This is a genomic window from Cognaticolwellia mytili, from assembly GCF_002104475.1.
GTDB classification, from domain to species: domain Bacteria; phylum Pseudomonadota; class Gammaproteobacteria; order Enterobacterales; family Alteromonadaceae; genus Cognaticolwellia; species Cognaticolwellia mytili.
Genome location: NZ_NBOF01000003.1, coordinates 25,744 through 42,851 on the forward strand (window position 1 = coordinate 25,744; position 17,108 = coordinate 42,851).

The following is a 17,108-nucleotide window of genomic DNA, read 5'->3' on the forward strand; positions in this document are numbered from 1 at the left end:
CATGACAGAATTATTTCAGAACGCTTAAATTATTTTGTTTATTGTTAGAGCTAATTTGAATTGCTAATGTGTAAATGAAGCTGGTGGGGGGCATTGTTGGGGATACAAATGAATTACCGTCATTTAGATGAAAAAACTACTTATCTAAGTTCGTTTACTTAACATATTTAGCATGTGATTTTCTCTTGTATAGACATGTCATTGAGACTGCCATATTATTGTTGACAAAATTATAACAATCTTAATCTTTGGAACATGATGAATTCTAAAAAAATCACCTTAAGTTCAGCGGTGTTACTCGCCATATTTGGTCTTTCCGGCTGCGGCCAAGATACTGCACCGACTGCAGTAGCAGAAAAAGAAGTTACTACACCAGAACAAGCTACAGCGGTTACTTATCCAACAACAAAAAAAATTGATGTTGTTGATGATTACTTCGGTACAAAAGTAACTGACTCTTACCGTTGGTTAGAAGACGATATGAGTGCTGAAACAGCTGAGTGGGTAAAAGCACAAAATAAAACCACTTATGGTTATTTAGAGCAAATTCCTTACCGCGATAAAATAAAATCGCGCCTAGCCGCATTGTTGGATTATGAAAAAGTGGGTATGCCATTTATTGAAGGCGACTATAGCTATTTTTACAAAAATGATGGACTACAAAATCAGTATGTTTTGTATCGTCAAAAGGGGGATGAAGCAGCAGAAGTATTTTTAGATCCAAATGCTTTTAGTGAAGACGGTACTGTTTCTTTAGCAAGTATTGAATTTAGTGAAGACGGCTCGCATGCTGTTTATCTGATTTCAGAAGGTGGCAGTGATTGGCGTAAGGCGCGAGTTATTGATACTAGAACTAAAGAAGTGCTTGAGCCTGAATTAATAGATATTAAGTTTAGTGGCCTTTCTTGGGTAGGGAATGAAGGTTTTTACTATTCAAGTTACGACAAGCCTAAGGGCAGCGAACTTTCTGCGAAAACTGATCAACACAAACTTTATTATCACAAGCTAGGTACTGCGCAATCAGAAGATATCTTAGTATTCGGTGGTATTGATGCAGAAAAGCATCGTTATGTTAGTGGTGAAGTAACGAAAGACGGTAAATATTTATTAGTTTACGCCTCTGTTTCAACATCAGGAAATAAACTCTTTATTAAAGATTTAGCTAAAGCCGATGCACCATTAGTTGAAGCGATTGATAATACCGACTCTGATACCTACATGGTTAGCAGTAACGGCGATGACTTATTATTTGTCACTAACAAGAACGCACCAAATAAACGCGTTGTAAAAGTTAGCGCATTAAAGCCAAGCCCTGAAAATTGGGTTGACCTAATTCCAGAAACAGAGAATGTGTTATCTGTATCTACAGGCGGTAAATATTTATTTGCCAAATACATGAAAGACGCTACATCGTTGATTCAGCAATACGACTTAAATGGTAAGCTAATTCGTGATATTACATTACCTGAAGTTGGTACAGCAGGCGGTTTTAGCGGTAAAGAATCGCAAGATAACGTTTATTATTCGTTTAGTAACCAAAAAACACCTTCAACTATTTTCACCTTAGACTTGGCAAGTGGAGAATCTACTGTGCACATGAAGTCGAAAGTGAAATTTAATAGCGCTGACTTTGAGTCAAAACAAGTATTTTATACTTCGAAAGATGGCACTAAAGTACCGATGATTATTACCCATAAAAAAGGCTTAAAGCTTGATGGTAATAATCCAACGATTCTTTATGGTTACGGTGGCTTTAACGTAAGTTTACAACCGCAATTTAGCTCTACTCGTGCTGCATGGTTAGAATTAGGTGGTGTTTATGCTGTCGCTAACTTACGTGGCGGTGGTGAGTACGGTAAAAAATGGCATAACGCTGGTACGAAATTGAAGAAGCAAAACGTTTTTGACGACTTTATTGCTGCCGCTGAATACCTGATCAGTGAAAAAGTGACCTCTTCTGATAAATTAGCCGTAATGGGCGGTTCTAACGGTGGTTTACTTGTTGGTGCGGTAATGACGCAACGTCCTGAGCTATTTAAAGTGGCATTGCCGGCGGTAGGTGTACTTGATATGTTGCGTTACCATACCTTTACTTCAGGTGCTGGTTGGGCATATGACTACGGTAAATCTGATGACAATGCTGAAATGTTTAACTACTTACTTGCATATTCTCCAGTACATAATGTAAAAGCTGGTACTCATTACCCTGCAACGATGGTGACAACTGGCGATCACGATGACCGTGTTGTACCTGCGCACTCATTTAAGTTTGCAGCTGAATTACAAGCGAAGCAAGCTGGCGCTAATCCAACATTAATTCGTATTGAAACAGATGCTGGCCATGGTGCGGGGACGCCAATTAGCAAAACGATTGACCAGTATGCTGATATTTATGGTTTTACCTTATTTAATATGGGCGTGAAGGATATTTAGACCCAGCTAAATAAATATAAGCAAGCAAAAGCCCTGTAATTACAGGGCTTTTTTAATTCACCTTGAGGAAAGCAGCGACAGTGAATTAATTGGCTTTCGCAATTGTAAGTGCTTTGCATACATTTGCACGACAATTTCATGCTATTGTACTTGATGTCTTATCTTCATAATGGCCTCAATTAACAAAGACGTGGAATCACATTATGAAAAATTTAGCACTTATAACCTCGGTACTGATTACCGTACTTGCATTGCAAGCTTGCGGGAGCAGTTCAAAAAAATCGACGGCACCGACTACACCAACAACTCCGACTACGCCAACGACGCCTCCAACAACACCAACGGCTCCTGAGGCTGTGCATCATATTCAGCCAGAAGATGTGGCGGAGTATATAGAAAAGTACCAAAGTCAGCAGGCCGAAGTTGAATTACAAATTGAGGGGGTTAAGCATAAACTTGGTCTCCTTGATTTTTCTCAAGAAGAAAAAGTTATTGTGGCACGATATGAAAAAGGATTTGTATTGATAGGTTTTGATTTTGAAGAGGAAAAACCAAGAAATTTTTTTAGAATAATAGATAGTGAATCAAAAGATTTTTCAGAAGCGGCTGAAAACCCTGTTCGTGTGCTTGATGGTTTAAGTTTGGCAATTACCAGTGAAGGTGAAAATGCTGTTTTTACAGGTAGTGTTGCAGATGTTAATACCCTTGCTCAGTTTAATATTCGTTTAGTTTTTAATGAGTCATTAATCAGTGGTGGTAGTAGTGTTGTTGAAGTATCTGGCACTAAAGCTATGATTAATGGCGACCTTGGTACAAAAACATACGTACAAATAACCGATCTAATTAATAATCACCCTAAAGTTGATACATTATTACTACAAGAAATCAGTGGTTCAGTAAATGACGCAATTAATATGCACACAGGTAGATTAGTACGTAATGCGCAACTGACAACTATGGTTGAAGCTACATCTGATATTAACTCTGGTGGTGTTGATTTATATGCTGCGGGCTTTAAAAGGGTTTATAGCGACGGTGCAAAACTTGGTGTTCACTCATGGTGTTGTACTGAGGGCAAACCAGCCGACGAATTAGGTAGAGATCATAAAGGTCATGGCGCGCAACTAACTTTCTTTAGAGAAATGCTAGGGGCTGAGTTGGGGCCAGAGTTTTACTTTTTTACTATTGAAGCAGCGCCTCACAATACGGTACATGTGATGACAAAAGCTGAGTTAGATAAGTACTTGTTATAGTCATTAGGTATTCGAAGTGGCTGAAAAGAGGCATTATTAATGCCTCTTTTTTATTTTTTTGCTATATTGATCTTAATAATCCATTAAGTGATCTATATACCTTAAATGTCGAATATCCAAACTATTATGCTGGTTGAGGATGATGATAAATTAGCCTCTTTACTGCAAAACTATCTCTCAAATTTTGGCTTCGCTGTTGTCGTTGTTCATTCAGGTATTGACGCTGTAGAACAAATAGTGACTATTCAGCCCTCGTTGGTGGTGCTTGATTTAATGTTACCAGGCCTTGATGGTCTATCTGTGTGCCGTAAAGTTAGAAATCAGTTTTCTGGGCAAATATTGATGCTGACTGCTAGTGGTGATGATATGGATCAGGTGGCGGCACTTGAAATCGGCGCCGACGATTTTGTTCAAAAACCGATTCAGCCACGTGTACTGCTAGCACGTATTAAAAATTTATTACGACGAGAGCAAGGCTCTACAGAAGTAACTCAATCTGCTGAATTAAATCAAGTAAGCCAACCTATCCATTCAAATAAAGAAAAAGTTTTTGGTGCCTTGTGGTTGAATGAGTCATTGCAACGCTGCAAATTAAATGATGAATTAGTGCCTCTTACTCCTTCTGAATTCTTATTGTTGTGGCACTTAGCTAAACATGCTGAGCAGGTGCTAAGCCGTGAGGAGCTATTGCAATCGTTGAGAAATATTGAATATGACGGTTTAGATCGCTCGGTTGATAATAAAATAGCCCAAATAAGAAAAAAACTTAAAGACGATGCTAATCGACCACAAGGTGTAATAACGGTTAGGGGCAAAGGTTATATGTTTGTGCCCGATTATTGGTAATCAATATCCATACAAACGCATACAGAATAAGAGAATAATTAACGCTAAACTGCTTATATAACATTTAATTGTGCGAACTTTATGACCAGATTATTTACTTCTTTATATTTAGGACTATTAGCAACACTCTATATTTTTATGATTGTTGCCCATCTAATTAATACCTACCTCTATGTTGATATTGAAAATATCATAAAAGCAGAAAATTTTGCGGCAGAAATAACATTACTTGAAGAGCTCGATAACCATATAGCTTTGCAACGCCGACAAAAACTTATTGATGTTATTGCTGAGAAAAACCAGATCATTATCAGCCTTGTTTCATTGGACAGTATTCCAAGTCATATTCAAAAGGCATTAGAAAGCCAGCCAGCGTGGTTTGATGATGAAGAATATGATTACTTCAAGGCCTTTTCACCAACGCAGTATTACCAAATTGAAGAAGATGAAACGCATCATTTGTTAGCAATTGATGAAACGGTTGGTGATGCCATTTTTATCGCGTTGATCTGTTTTATTGCTTCTGGCTGTTTCATTTGGTTATTTGGCCTACACCGAAAATTAAAACGGCTTGAGTCGACCCTTGTGGATATCAGCCAAGGTAATCTTTCTGCACGAGCATCAACCCAAAAACGTTTTCAGATTGGTCAACTGAATACTTGTTTAAATACTATGGCAGAGCAGATGGAAGGAATTTTAGGCAGCCATAAACAGCTTACCCATGTTATTGCTCATGAATTTCGTTCGCCTTTATTTCGTATGCAAATGATATTAGAAATGCTAATAACAGCCAAAAAAGACAATGTGATGGTTCATGTAAAAGGGCTGGAGGATGAAATTTTCTGTTTAGAAGATTTAGTGGAGGAGCTGTTAAGTTATGCGAAAATGGAACGAGCAGAGCTTAAGCTGCAACTTGAACAAGTTAATCTTGCTGATTTTTTACAAAATTTACAGGAAAAATTCTCGATTGAATGTAAGGCAAGTCTTCAGTGGCACAATCATCTTGATGATGAAAGTAACATCTTACTCGATAAGTCGTTAACTGAGCGAGCTATTACTAATCTGGTTAAAAATGCAGATAAGTACGGTGAATCTGAAATTTATGTCTGCATAGATCAAATTGATGGTTCAATGGTTGTTTGTGTGGAAGATAACGGAATGGGTATTCCTGTTTCGCAGCAAGCAACTATATTTGAACCTTTTCATCAAGTAAGTGATGCCAGCCAAAGTATTGGCTTTGGTCTTGGACTCGCTATTGTGAAAGAAATAGCACAGTTACATGGCGGTACAATTACGGTTGCGGATAGTGAATACGGCGGGGCTAAGTTTATTTTAACACTGCCAGTAAAAGCTTGATCTGTTATCGAGTTTAGCTTGGTTGGTCGTTTGTTTTGAGTGATAGTGTTGAGGTGGGATAAAGGAAAGTAGTTTAGATGTAATCAGACGATTTTATCTAAACTACTAAGACAAAAATATTTACGCGAACGTATCTTGAAGAGGTGGTACTACTTGTTTTTTACGGCTCATAATGCCGTCAATCCACACCTTACCGTCAACGAGTGTTGTGTTGTAAGCTTTCTCAACAATACTGATATCATCACTTACCACTAACAGCTCTGAGCCTTCTTTCATAATGTCGGTTAGTAATAACATTACCGTGTGACGATTGCCTTCTTCTTTAACCGCTTGTAAGTCAGCGTGTAATTCAGTTTTCATCTCGTCAAACAGGGCAAGGTCGATAACTTCTAATTGACCAATGCCAACAATGTTATTGCTCATATTGAAGTCTTTAAAGTCGCGTAATATTAAATCACGTACTGGTGTACCTTCAACGGAAGACTTAACGGTGAACATTTCCATGCCTAGTGCTTTGTAATCTTCAATACCTGCAATTTCAGCGAGTGCTTCAACACATTTAATATCAGCAGTTGTACAGGTTGGTGATTTAAAAATTACAGTATCAGATAAAATTGCACACATCATCGCACCAGCAATGTTCTTAGGAATTTCAATACCGTGGAAATCGTACATCATTTTGATGATGGTATTGGTACAGCCTACTGGGCGTACCCAAATTTCTAGCGGTGTAGACGTGGTAATATCGCCTAGTTTGTGATGATCAATAATGCCTAATATCGTTGTATCATCGATATCGTCGGGGCCTTGAATGCGGTCTGAGTGATCAACCACATAAATGCCGTCAGTATCAGCAAATGTTGTTTTAAGCTCTGGCTGTTCAAAACCAAACTTGTCTAAAATGAATAAAGTTTCAGGTGATAACTCACCTAAACGCGCCGGTTGTACGTCTTCACCGGTTTGTGTTTTTAAATAGGAAAGGGCAATGGCTGAACAGATTGAATCTGAATCAGGTGTTTTGTGTCCTACTGCATAAGCTGGCATAAATCGTTATCTCCAAGTGCCATGTACCGATTAACGAATTGTCGTTATTCGGATTATCAAGAATATGGCGCATATTCTAACAAAAACATTAGCTGTTCGCCTAGTAAGCGTTGGTACTCTTTTTATACAACTTTGGTATGAATTATTGTTCACATTTGATATGTATTAACAGATGTATCGCTAACACTTTGTAGATTGTATTGAATACGCTACTATTGCTCGGTAATAATTGTAATGCTTGTTCAAAAAACAACTTATGCTTATGGACAGCTTTTTTTAGATGAGGAACATATGTTTAAATTAAAATCATTAGTGGCACTTGTGTCATTGGCGAGTGTGAGTGCACTAGCGAGTGATGTGATCACTATCGAAGATATCCCAAAAATAAAATCAATACGAAGCAGTGTTATCAGCCCAAGCGGTGACTATGTTGCTTTTACCCGTACGTCACCACGTGAACTATATGTTGATAAAAATGGTAGTAGCTATAGCGGACTTTTTATCACTGATACTAAAGGTAATGCCCGTCCATTTATTACAGGTAAAGTGAATGTTGGTGCTTTAGAGTGGTCAGCAGATGGCGAATTTGTTTATTTTCTAGCGAAATTTAAAGGTGAAAAGTTTACACAACTTTACCGTATTCCAGTTAATGGTGGTGAACGCCAAAAAGTAATAGGCTTAAAAGATACCTCTATTAGCCGTTATGACATTAGCCCTGATGGCAAGCAGATAGCACTTTTAGCTATGCCTGCAAAAGATAAGTCTGAGAAAAAACTAAAAGAACTTGGCTTTAAAGCTGAAGTTTATGAAATGGACTTAAAAAATAAGCAATTATTTATTACTGATTTAGCCGTACAAGATAAAGCCGTTAAGTTAGATGCTGTAGATATTGCTGGTTATGTTAGCGATATGAATTGGGCTGCTGATAATGAGCAACTACTTGTTAAAACGCAACCAACTGCATTGATTGATGATTCGTACACTAAAGCTCAATGGCACGTGATGAATTTGGCTGATCAAAAAGTCACAATGTCGATTGCTACCGAAGGTAAGTTAGGTACCGCAGAGTTTTCTCACAATGGTAAACATATTGCGGTTATTGGCGCAGAAGATAAGCATGACCCTGCTACTGGCCGTTTATATTTAGCCGATGTTAAAACCGGTGAAATACAAGATTGGTTGCCAAATTTTGCTGGCCATGTCTCTGATATTGAATGGTCGCATAAAAGTAATAAATTAAATTTTATTGCTAATGTTGGTACTGAAAGTGTTGTTGCTAATATTAAGCCAAACAGCAACAGCTATAAAACGCTAGTGAAAGCAGGAAAAATCATTGCCTCTTCATTATCTGTTTCAGATTCTGACAAAACAATCGCTGTTAAAGGCCATAGCGCAAAACACCCAAATGAAGCTTTTGTCGTTCGTGGCAAAAAACTGAGTAAAATTACTGACTCTAATCCATGGTTGAAAGATAAACGTTTTGCTAAACAAGAATCTATCACTATGAAAGCACGTGATGGTGTTGAAGTCGGTGGTATTTTAGTTTACCCGTTAGATTATAAAAAAGGTCAACGTTATCCATTAATCATGCAAGTGCATGGTGGTCCAGAAAGCCATGAGAAAAATGGCTGGGTAACCGCTTATTCTAAACCTGGTCAAATGGGCGCAGCACGTGGTTATGCGGTATTTTATCCTAACTACCGTGGTTCAACAGGCAAAGGTGTTGAGTATTCTAAATTAGGTCAAAATGATTATGCTGGCGCAGAGTTTGATGACTTAGTTGATATGAAAAACTATTTAGTTGAAACCGGTTTGGTTGATACTAAGCGTGTTGGTATTACGGGTGGCTCTTACGGTGGTTATGCTTCTGCTTGGGCTGCGACTAAGTTGACGGAACATTTCGCCGCAAGCGTGATGTTTGTTGGTATTTCAAACCAGTTATCTAAGTTTGGCACTACGGACATTTCTAACGAAATGCACTTAGTACATGCGCGTTCTTACCCTTGGGACAAGTGGCAATATTATCTTGAGCGTAGTCCAATTTACTGGGCGCATCAGTCAAAAACACCATTATTAATTATGCATGGTAAAGACGACCCGCGTGTACACCCGGCACAATCAATGGAAATGTACCGTTACATGAAAGTACAAGGTAAAGATGTGCGTTTAGTATATTACCCGGGTGAAGGTCATGGTAACCGTAAAGCGGCTGCACAATATGATTACAGCTTACGTTTAATGCGCTGGATGGATAACTACTTAATGGATGGCAATAAAGCAATGCCTGACTACAAGTTAGATCATAAAGCTAAGTTAGATGCGAAAAAAGCTAAAACTAAAAAAGAAGATGAAAGTAAATAAACATAGCCTTTCTTAGATAATAAAAGCCCAAGTTAGCAAGAAACTTGGGCTTTTGTGTACAGGCCTTTCTCAGGCATCCTACCTTTCAAGGCATTAGTGCATCTCGGTAATTGCTCTATGTATTATCCTAATAACTTACATGGTCGTTCTTTGCCATCTCGATAATTGCTCCTGCATTATCCTAATGACTTACATCCATGTAAGAACTTGGCATCACGACATTAATATATCCATATATGTTGATGTGAAAGAGCAACGATGTACCTAAGTTAGGAATTATTTAGTAATTTAACTTAGTGGTTTTACCCCAAAATACTTTGTAAGAAAATATCGTGTAACCAATAATCATCGGTAGAACTACAGCAGCGCCAACAAAGATAAACCACAATGATTCCCTAGCGCTCGCGGCATCAAAAATCGTCATTTTAAGTGGCACTATATAAGGATAAAAGCTATACGCTAAACCGCAAAAACACATGATAAATAGAATGATTGCTGCTAAGAATGGAAACCAACAGCCAAGGTCATTTTCCATTGGCACTTTATCTAAATACAAATGAACGGTAATAAAAGTAAAACCAAGTAGCAAGGTAATTGGAATCAAAATTAGTACCTGCATACCACCTAACCATTTATCCATAATCTGCTGATCAATGAGCAGATTTGTTAAACATACAGCAAGAATACCAACCGCCATTAATAGGTTAGTGAGTTTTGCCCACTTTGCGGCTCTGCGCTGCAATTCGCCCTCTGTTTTCATCACCAACCAAGCAGCGCCGATAAAGCAATAACCCGCCGTGACACAAATAGCTGATAAAGCAGAGAAGCCTATACTTAGCCATGAATCTTCAAATGAGGTGATATAGCGCCCTAGCATATAACCTTGGGTTAACGTGGCTAATAGAGAGCCAAACTTAAAGGCATAATCCCATTTTTTCTTATCAGTACTCGGTGCTTTCGTTCGAAAGTCGAATGATACTCCACGTAAAATAAGCCCTGCTAACATCAATGCCGTCGGCAAGTATAATGCCTGAAATATTACGGAGTGAGCCTTAGGAAAAGCGATTAACAATAAGCCTATCGCCATTACTAACCAAGTTTCATTGGCATCCCAGAATGGGCCGATTGAGTAAATCATACTGTCGCGTTGTTGTTGATTATCTAATGGCAACAGCACGCCAACACCCAAATCATAACCATCAAGAATCGCGTAAATTAAAAACGAAAGACCCATAAGTCCAACGAATACTATAGGTAGCCAATCTACTGATGTAACATTCATTTTGCTACTCCTTCATTGGTTGTTACTTGGTTATTTACATCAGAAACAAGCTCTTTACCTGTTAATGAAGTATTACTTGCTTCTAATATTACTGCCCGATTTGCCATGACAAATAAAGTACGGATATAAGCGATAAGTAAGAAGCCGTAGATCACCGCGTATAAGGTCAATGATAAGGCAATGTCTTCTGGTGGTGTGGTCGTTACCGCATCTTTAGTGCGCAATATACCCGTTACTAGATATGGCTGTCGGCCAATTTCGGTAACGTACCAACCCGCTAATGTTGCAAGCCAGCCAGAAAATGTCATGGCGATGCCTGTTTTTAATAACCAGGTGGGGTAACGCTTTTTAATGACAAATTGGTAGGTTGCTAACCATGAAAACAATAGCATCAATACGCCGATACCTATCATTATACGGAAGCTAAAGAACACTGGCGCAACGGGTGGGTGTTCATCCACAAAGTCATTTAAACCCTGAATTTCGCCGTTAGCATCATGCGTTAAAATCAAACTAGCGACATTCGGTACTTTCACTTCAAAGCTGTTTTCACGTTTCTTTTCATCGGGCAGCGCAAATAATAATAATGGAATACCGCTATCTGTTTCCCAAACGCCTTCCATTGCCGCGACTTTCGCTGGTTGATGTTTAAAGGTATTTAAGCCATGTAAATCTCCCACGAATATTTGCAAAGGAATAAGTAATGCGGCTAAAACTACGGCAAAGTTCAGTGCTTGTTTTACTGACTTCTTATTATCTCCTTTAAGCAACCTATAAGCCGAAATACCAGCAATTAGAAATGCTGAGGTTAAACCTGATGCCAATAACATATGCATTAAACGATAGGGCATAGAAGGGTTAAAAATGACCTCTACCCAACTAGTAACGTGGGCAACACCATCAATCATTTCAAAGCCTGCGGGGGTTTGCATCCAAGAGTCGAGTGATAAAATCCAGAAGGCCGACAAGGTCGTACCAAATGATACCAATACTGTTGCCATGGTATGAACACGATTAGATACTCTATCCATACCGAACAGCATAATAGAAAGAAATGAAGCTTCTAAAAAGAAAGCTGTTAGCACTTCATAGCCTAATAACGGTCCAGCAATATTGCCAACAGTTTCCATATATCCCGGCCAGTTGGTACCGAACTGGAACGACATGGTGATACCACTGACCACGCCAATGGCAAAAGTTAGGGCGAATATTCGTACCCAAAAACGGTAGACGCGTAACCAACTTTCATCTTGGGTTTGGTTAAAGCGCACTTTAAAGAACAACAATATCCAGCATAAGGCGATATTGATGGTAGGAAATAAAATATGAAAGCTAATATTGGCAGCAAATTGGATGCGTGAAAGCATGAAACTTGTGTCATTAGCAATAGCTGCTGCGTCTAACACGTGATGTACTCCACTTAAGTTATGTAAATTTAATTGAGTGTTCTAAATCTGATGATCTGTTTTGAGTTATTGAGTTTGCTTAACATTCGAGGTAGCGCTTAATGCAGCTACCTCAATAGTAATTTGTCTTTTACGTCTAAAATTTTACTAATACCTTCACCTAGCTTAAGCAGGGCAGATAGCTTTTCAGATGACATGCCTTGCATTTCAGTGGTCCACAAGGTCACCATTTCCATGAGGTCATGCATTTGCTGAACACGTACTTGGGCATATTCATCAGATTCATTACTTGGCTGTTCCATCAGTGCGTCACGCAAGGTTGATAATGTTGGGTCAAGCTCACGCTTTCTGCGTTCAACCACTAAGGTACGAGCAATTTCCCAAATATCGCTTGGAGCAGAGAAATACTCTTTTCTATCACCTGGAATATGTTGCAGTTTGATCAGGTTCCAAGACTTTAATTCTTTTAAGCCCATGCTGACGTTTGAGCGTGATATTTGCAGTGCTTCACTGATTTGGTCGGCGTTTAGGGGCGCTTCAGTTAATACTATAACGGCATACATTTGGCCTAGTGTGCGGTTCAAACCCCAGCGCGAACCCATTTCACCAAAGTGCAATACTAATGATTGAGTCATAGGTGTAATTTTCATCATTACAGTCCTTTCTGAATTTTCAGTAATTTGTGAAAATTGTAATGTGTTTTTGATCTAAGTCAAGCTTTTACGGCTTGAATATCGATTTATTTGTGACTTTTGTCACGAAATGTCTTTTGTGTGGATCTTTACAAGTCATGTGAATTATTGAGTAAAGTTCTATGGAACGTCACTAGACTGGGTAAGTCGATTGAGGCTTTTACCAAAATTCATGGCAAGGGACGTAACAAGCTACTAAAAGGTGTTTTCGTTCTTATAGTTATTTAGGATAGGTATTAAAAAAAATGATTAAAAATTAAAGTATTTAATTTTATTACCGATATACTAAATGTTAGTTTAAGATTAAGGATGATCATGATTAACAATAGTTTACAGCGCTTATCGGACTTAAAAACATTCCCTGCTCAATCCGTCAATGAACAACCCCATACACTCACTGATGAACTTAACCATATTGCACCCGAAATGGTTCAAGAACTATTGAGCCAGTTTGATGAAAAAAGAGTAGAACAATTACTGCATCAACAACTTGCTTCCCTCACCACTAGCTCAAATGAGCCTGCAGTTTTTGATTACCAATATTCAGACAAAGAATTAGCCTTACGCACTGTCATAAGCAATCAGCAAGAGGGCTTACTCAATAATGAAAATAGTGATGAGCTCATGAAGCGTTTGAATAAATCGGTAAAAGATATTCACGGAGCTTACGCCAATACCAGTGATATATTAGCGAGTTTAGGCCAATTGGGTCATCAGCAAAAATCATTTTTAGCCTCTAGTGAACAGCGTGTTGAACGTGCACTGGGTTTCTATATGGAAGATTTTAATCGAAAAAATAATGAAAATGACGATAACTATCGTTTTGAATTATCGGTAAAAACTAAGGAAGGCGACATTATTAATGTCAGGTTTAATTCATCACAAGGCTATGATGAAAATACGGGTAAAACGGTCGATGGCTTTGGCCTTAGCTACGAAGTTAAAGGGGACCTGTCAGAAGCTGAACATCAGGCATTAACCGAGGTATTATCAGGGGTTGGAGAAATGGCCGATGATTTCTTTAAGGTAAGTAAAAACTCATCAAGTCAATATGTTCCCGTAGGTCAATCTGATTTCAACGTTGACTTTTTAGCTGCTTTTAATCATCAGCAGCTATCTGGTTTTGATGTCTCTTTTTCAACTACTGAAAATCAGCAATTAGACGGCAACAAAAATAATCTTGATCTAAGTTACAACATCGATCAAGGGTTAAACCAACAAGCGCTTACCTTTAAGTCTCAAGCGGGTATTAATGAAATAGACTTCTCGTTAGATATGTCTACTTTTGGTGGTAAAGACGTAAAACAAATGCAGCAATATATCGCTACATTAGATAAAAACCTCGAAGATAGCCGTCACAATAGTAAAGGCGACGATGGAACATCAGCATTTGGTAGGAAAGACGATTTAAAAATGCAACAAGGCTTTGCTATTTTCAAAGGCGCTTTTGCGAGTATGTCATCGGCTGCGCAGCGTTATAGCGATATAGAATCACTAGCAGCAAAACAATTCACTGACGGGCGAGCAATGGTTTCAGAGTTAGTCGATAACATGATCACCAAGGATCCTCGCTATCAAGGGCTTGGCAGTGGAACAGATAATATCTTAGGTAGCGGTATTTCTAAATTGGCAGATTTTGACGCTGAATTTTCATTTTCAAAAGAGCCACAAGGCCGAGCGCTACGCCCTAAAGTCACTGTTGAATTAGCGCAAGCAACTCAGCAACATAAATCAGGAAAATTAAGCGGTGTGACTCAAAGTAAAACCGTAGCTACGCATTTCGATTATCAGCTTACCCGGCCTGATTACTATGATAAAAAAGAAAGCTACAATATTGGTACCGCAGTAGAAGATCGAAAATTGGTTGGACTTGATCAAAAACACCAAGTAGATGTCAGTAAAGAAGATTACCAGTTAAATCCTAAGACAAGTCAATATGAATTGACAATGGCATTGAATGAAAAGATCACGAATGAGAGTAATATTCGACTTGTTAATGATATTTGGCTTGAAAAAACAGAAAATAGTCATGAAACTGATAAAAAAGATCGTATTGCAAACGAAGGCGGCCCTGAAGACTTTAGCCGCACAAACTCTTATTCTCATAAAAAACTAATAACCTTGATTGGTGATTTAGATAAGTTAGCAGAAAATAAACACGCTAAACGCGAGTATCTTGTTGGATCAAGTCATGTGAATTTTTTTATGGATAGCAATAATAAATAAATTAAAAATGCCTTTGTTATCACACAGTTCTCTTGCTTAAACGGCATTACGCTAATCATATATAGTGAAGTTTGTGCTTAGTTGCACCAAAAGCTTTATAATCCCGCTTGAAACTTAGTTAACCATAATTAATAAGGCCATGACATGAATACCAAAATATACAAGCAAGTGCTTTCACTCACCGATAACTTGTTGGCGGCTGTTCAACAAGAAAATCAATCAAGGTTTGATGGTTACTATCTAGAATTAAAACAACTGTGTGAAGAACATGAAAACACGGATAAAGACCACCCAGTACAATGGGAGACGCTGGCTGACTTTACCGACGATTTAGCATTGGCAGTTACTATTTACCAACAGGCGTTAATTAAAGCAGAAGCTATTAATGATAAAGATTTTCGTTCTTCTATTGGTTTTTCTATCGGCGCTTTAAAAGTTGAGTTAGATGATAAAATTGGCGCAATTGAAGCGTTAGAGCAAGCAAAAATTAGTTGTAATAAAATTGTCGATAAGGAATTAAAAGCAGAAATTCATGATTTATTGGAAGAGCTGAAAAGTGCTTAACTTCTTATAAATGAATTAAATTATTATGCTATTTAAGCCAGTACAGCATAACAAGGCCACAAGCTTACTGAAATTATTACTACGCTTTAAGCTGTAATCTTTGCTATGTGGTAAAGGTATACTGGTGATTTGTAAAAATCGCTCAGTTGAATTTTCTTACTCGCTTGTGCAAAAGGTAAAGCAAAGTTGTTACTGATTAAAAAATCCACGTTTGGTCGCTCGGTAAGTAACTTTCGCTTAACTTTATTCATTGCTTGGGGGTATAAATAGCAAACTATTACCGATGCGTCTGGTAATTTTTCATGGTAGAAATTTTTTCGATACAAGGTTAAGTTATGTAAGCAGAATGCATTCTTTATTATCGTTGAGATCAGCCAAGGGAATAAGGATAATTCATAACCAATAACTTGCCTTTCTGGCATTTGCCTTGCTATTGGAAAGACAAAGTTCCCCCAGCCACTACCCAAATCTATAATGGTTCCTTTGCCGGTTTCTTTCACTAGTGCCATCATAGAGCCATATGCTTTACTTGAGCTCGGCATCGGAGAAATCCCCAACTTTACTGTGCTATAAATCAAAGAAATAGCGACTACTAAAGCTATCGTGAAGAGTAAAATACCAAATGCTGACAAGAAATACCCTAGAGAAAGAGGTGGAGTAATACGTTAACGTTGAAGGTCTCAATATGCAATGGTTTTCGTTGTATTTGATCATGCATGTAACTGTAATGCTACTTACCGCCTATTTTTCACTGTACAATAGGCCTATAAGGCAGTAAGCGGAGGTTGATATTCTCCCTGCTTCAAATATGCCGGTTTGTATCACCACACAATTTAATAAGAGCCGAATAACCCAATGAAACCATATACAAGTATTGCTGAATTAATCGAGATGTTGGAATCAGAGATAGTATCTATAACTGAACAAATTTCGACATTAAAGCAAGAACCAAAAAGCTTTAATGAACAAGTTATTTTTAAATATATTGATACTGCTAGCACCGGAAAAACAAAAGATTTTGTCAGATCTTTAGGCGTAAAGTCTGAGCGTGGATCATTTTTTTCGTCAGGTGACGTTAGTAAGCTAATCAAGGAAGGTGCTGATGATATTTCTCCAGACTTACTTGCTATAGCGCGAAAGGTGTCTAGTATGAAAAATAAGCATGGTAAGCTTCGTTAAATTAGCGGAATAGTTTGCTACTTAAAGCGATGTGACCAAGCCCTAATTTTATATGGTGATGGAAAATTAGGGTTATATTTTTCACTTTAGATAAAGAGGACATTATGAGTAAAGGCATTGTTAAATGGTTTAATGCGGATAAAGGTTTTGGCTTTATTACTCCGGAAGATGGAGGTAAAGATTTATTTGTTCATCATTCAGAAATCCAATCAGGCGGTGGATATGCTACTTTAGCCGATGGTCAAGCAGTTGAGTTTGAAGTTGGCCAAGGCCAGAAAGGACCATGTGCAAACAAAGTTGTTGCTATTTAAGCGATAATTTATAACAAGTAGGTAAGTGATGCGTTGCACGTTGATACTTACCTATGCGTTACTCACTGTGAAGCCATTATCAAATTACTTAAAGTTAAATAAAACTTCATGGTAGCAATTGTTGGATATTGAGAACTTCAGCAACTAATACTGTA

The 17,108-nt window shown here is 38.1% G+C and carries 14 protein-coding genes; 9 read left to right on the top strand and 5 right to left on the bottom strand.

The features are described 5' to 3' along the window. Nucleotides 1-258: 258 nt before the first annotated feature. The 4 genes from B7C41_RS09775 (at nucleotide 259) to B7C41_RS09790 (ending at nucleotide 5,888) form a co-directional block, all read left to right on the top strand. A complete protein-coding gene (locus B7C41_RS09775; RefSeq protein ID WP_085298754.1) occupies nucleotides 259-2,433 on the top strand; it encodes a prolyl oligopeptidase family serine peptidase in 2,175 nt (724 codons plus the stop codon). Nucleotides 2,434-2,636: 203 nt separating this feature from the next. Then, nucleotides 2,637-3,686, top strand: coding sequence for a hypothetical protein (locus tag B7C41_RS09780; RefSeq protein ID WP_085298755.1), 1,050 nt, complete (start codon nucleotides 2,637-2,639; stop codon nucleotides 3,684-3,686). 105 nt (nucleotides 3,687-3,791) lie between these two features. Continuing rightward, the gene (locus B7C41_RS09785) at nucleotides 3,792-4,532 is read left to right on the top strand and encodes a response regulator transcription factor (protein ID WP_085298756.1); all 741 of its coding nucleotides are present in this window, start codon (nucleotides 3,792-3,794) and stop codon (nucleotides 4,530-4,532) included. Nucleotides 4,533-4,613: 81 nt separating this feature from the next. Further along, the gene (locus B7C41_RS09790; protein WP_085298757.1) at nucleotides 4,614-5,888 is read left to right on the top strand and encodes an ATP-binding protein; all 1,275 of its coding nucleotides are present in this window, start codon (nucleotides 4,614-4,616) and stop codon (nucleotides 5,886-5,888) included. 120 nt (nucleotides 5,889-6,008) lie between these two features. Here B7C41_RS09790 and B7C41_RS09795 read toward each other — a convergent pair whose 3' ends face one another. Then, complete coding sequence (locus B7C41_RS09795; protein WP_085298758.1) at nucleotides 6,009-6,932, bottom strand: manganese-dependent inorganic pyrophosphatase; 924 nt, start codon at nucleotides 6,930-6,932, stop codon at nucleotides 6,009-6,011. Between the two features lie 291 nt (nucleotides 6,933-7,223). On the opposite strand from B7C41_RS09795, the gene B7C41_RS09800 reads away from it, so the two are divergent. Next, nucleotides 7,224-9,293 (top strand): S9 family peptidase, encoded by a 2,070-nt coding sequence (locus tag B7C41_RS09800; protein ID WP_085299432.1) that lies wholly within the window; start codon nucleotides 7,224-7,226, stop codon nucleotides 9,291-9,293. A gap of 280 nt (nucleotides 9,294-9,573) precedes the next feature. Here the strand turns inward: B7C41_RS09800 and B7C41_RS09805 are convergent, their stop codons facing one another. From B7C41_RS09805 to B7C41_RS09815, 3 genes are all read right to left on the bottom strand, one after another. Beyond that, entirely contained in the window at nucleotides 9,574-10,575 is a 1,002-nt protein-coding gene (locus B7C41_RS09805) for a cytochrome d ubiquinol oxidase subunit II (protein ID WP_085298759.1), read from the bottom strand. After that, on the bottom strand, nucleotides 10,572-11,942 hold the full coding sequence (locus B7C41_RS09810; RefSeq protein ID WP_085299433.1) for a cytochrome ubiquinol oxidase subunit I: 1,371 nt from the start codon (nucleotides 11,940-11,942) through the stop codon (nucleotides 10,572-10,574). The genes B7C41_RS09805 and B7C41_RS09810 overlap by 4 nt, the downstream gene beginning before the upstream one ends. A 146-nt stretch (nucleotides 11,943-12,088) precedes the next feature. Continuing rightward, entirely contained in the window at nucleotides 12,089-12,631 is a 543-nt protein-coding gene (locus B7C41_RS09815; protein WP_085298760.1) for a GbsR/MarR family transcriptional regulator, read from the bottom strand. Nucleotides 12,632-12,988: 357 nt separating this feature from the next. Here B7C41_RS09815 and B7C41_RS09820 point away from each other — a divergent pair, with 357 nt between their 5' ends. Further along, nucleotides 12,989-14,899 carry a hypothetical protein gene (locus B7C41_RS09820; protein WP_085298761.1) on the top strand — a complete coding sequence of 637 codons (1,911 nt, stop codon included), beginning with the start codon at nucleotides 12,989-12,991 and terminating at the stop codon, nucleotides 14,897-14,899. Nucleotides 14,900-15,043: 144 nt separating this feature from the next. Then, nucleotides 15,044-15,463: a Replicative DNA helicase gene (locus B7C41_RS09825; protein WP_085298762.1), complete on the top strand. Its 420-nt coding sequence runs from the start codon at nucleotides 15,044-15,046 to the stop codon at nucleotides 15,461-15,463. An 86-nt stretch (nucleotides 15,464-15,549) separates the two neighbouring features. Here the strand turns inward: B7C41_RS09825 and B7C41_RS09830 are convergent, their stop codons facing one another. After that, nucleotides 15,550-16,095 (bottom strand): class I SAM-dependent methyltransferase, encoded by a 546-nt coding sequence (locus B7C41_RS09830; protein WP_085298763.1) that lies wholly within the window; start codon nucleotides 16,093-16,095, stop codon nucleotides 15,550-15,552. 223 nt (nucleotides 16,096-16,318) lie between these two features. On the opposite strand from B7C41_RS09830, the gene B7C41_RS09835 reads away from it, so the two are divergent. Together B7C41_RS09835 and B7C41_RS09840 are read left to right on the top strand one after the other, a co-directional pair. Continuing rightward, on the top strand, nucleotides 16,319-16,642 hold the full coding sequence (locus B7C41_RS09835; protein WP_085298764.1) for a hypothetical protein: 324 nt from the start codon (nucleotides 16,319-16,321) through the stop codon (nucleotides 16,640-16,642). Nucleotides 16,643-16,746: 104 nt separating this feature from the next. Continuing rightward, nucleotides 16,747-16,953, top strand: coding sequence for a cold-shock protein (locus tag B7C41_RS09840; RefSeq protein ID WP_085298765.1), 207 nt, complete (start codon nucleotides 16,747-16,749; stop codon nucleotides 16,951-16,953). Nucleotides 16,954-17,108: the final 155 nt, after the last annotated feature.

What these genes read in the sequence shown, in the direction of transcription:
- B7C41_RS09820 (WP_085298761.1), top strand. Translation starts at nt 12,989, where the DNA reads ATGATTAACAATAGTTTACAGCGCTTATCGGACTTAAAAACATTCCCT.
- B7C41_RS09775 (WP_085298754.1), top strand. Translation starts at nt 259, where the DNA reads ATGAATTCTAAAAAAATCACCTTAAGTTCAGCGGTGTTACTCGCCATA.
- B7C41_RS09835 (WP_085298764.1), top strand. Translation starts at nt 16,319, where the DNA reads ATGAAACCATATACAAGTATTGCTGAATTAATCGAGATGTTGGAATCA.
- B7C41_RS09785 (WP_085298756.1), top strand. Translation starts at nt 3,792, where the DNA reads ATGTCGAATATCCAAACTATTATGCTGGTTGAGGATGATGATAAATTA.
- B7C41_RS09800 (WP_085299432.1), top strand. Translation starts at nt 7,224, where the DNA reads ATGTTTAAATTAAAATCATTAGTGGCACTTGTGTCATTGGCGAGTGTG.
- B7C41_RS09815 (WP_085298760.1), bottom strand. Translation starts at nt 12,631, where the DNA reads ATGAAAATTACACCTATGACTCAATCATTAGTATTGCACTTTGGTGAA.
- B7C41_RS09840 (WP_085298765.1), top strand. Translation starts at nt 16,747, where the DNA reads ATGAGTAAAGGCATTGTTAAATGGTTTAATGCGGATAAAGGTTTTGGC.
- B7C41_RS09790 (WP_085298757.1), top strand. Translation starts at nt 4,614, where the DNA reads ATGACCAGATTATTTACTTCTTTATATTTAGGACTATTAGCAACACTC.
- B7C41_RS09780 (WP_085298755.1), top strand. Translation starts at nt 2,637, where the DNA reads ATGAAAAATTTAGCACTTATAACCTCGGTACTGATTACCGTACTTGCA.
- B7C41_RS09795 (WP_085298758.1), bottom strand. Translation starts at nt 6,932, where the DNA reads ATGCCAGCTTATGCAGTAGGACACAAAACACCTGATTCAGATTCAATC.
- B7C41_RS09825 (WP_085298762.1), top strand. Translation starts at nt 15,044, where the DNA reads ATGAATACCAAAATATACAAGCAAGTGCTTTCACTCACCGATAACTTG.
- B7C41_RS09805 (WP_085298759.1), bottom strand. Translation starts at nt 10,575, where the DNA reads ATGAATGTTACATCAGTAGATTGGCTACCTATAGTATTCGTTGGACTT.
- B7C41_RS09810 (WP_085299433.1), bottom strand. Translation starts at nt 11,942, where the DNA reads ATGCTTTCACGCATCCAATTTGCTGCCAATATTAGCTTTCATATTTTA.